Below are 597 nucleotides of genomic sequence, written 5' to 3'. Positions count from 1 at the left end.
GCTGTGGTGGTGTAATATATAATATTCAAGTTTAAAAATAATGCGTGGGCACATGGTTGGAATTTGCAGCTATTTTTTCCGGCTGTTATAATTCCAGTGGTCCAAATCTACAAGCACGAACATATCTGCTGTCACTCGCCTGCAGGGACCATCCGAAATCAATAAATGTCGACGATTCAATCCTCAATTAGGTACATACGTCCAATCAATATCTACATAACGAACATATTTTATACCGTAGTGACAAATCACCAGAGGGGAATGAGTAAACATGGGAGCAGTAGGTTATGGTGGAAGTTGTGCAGGTTATGGTGTTAACAACGCTGCAGCAGTTTTGGTTCTTTTTATTCTTTTGGTTATTATCTTAATGACTTTTGCAATCTAATCCAACATCAAAAGAATATCGAGGAAATCAAAAACGGTCTTATCGCGAAATTGATGCGAATAAGACCGTTTTTTCTTGTTGTTTAAATGAGGGTGACTAACATGCGTGTCATTTTTGTTTTTTATTGTTGTTTATTATCATAAAAAAAGTCACCCCTATTTTAATCTAAGGGTGACTTACTTTTTTATGCTAAATGAAGATGACATAGATGA

Annotated in this window: 1 protein-coding gene; it reads left to right on the top strand. The window is 35.8% G+C overall.

Annotation, left to right across the window (positions count from 1 at the left end; translation table 11 throughout):
* The first annotated feature begins 271 nt into the window (after positions 1 to 271).
* Positions 272 to 385, top strand: coding sequence for a sporulation protein YjcZ (locus tag AC1DUA_RS40055; protein WP_477504938.1), 114 nt, complete (start codon positions 272 to 274; stop codon positions 383 to 385).
* Positions 386 to 597 lie beyond the last annotated feature (212 nt).

The organism is Paenibacillus sp. 01T422 (assembly GCF_056398785.1).
Note: the sequence above shows the minus strand (reverse complement) of the source record. Positions and strands in the feature narration are given on the sequence as shown.

Excerpts from the sequence above, each read along its gene's own strand:
- AC1DUA_RS40055 (WP_477504938.1), top strand. The coding sequence starts at position 272 with ATGGGAGCAGTAGGTTATGGTGGAAGTTGTGCAGGTTATGGTGTTAAC.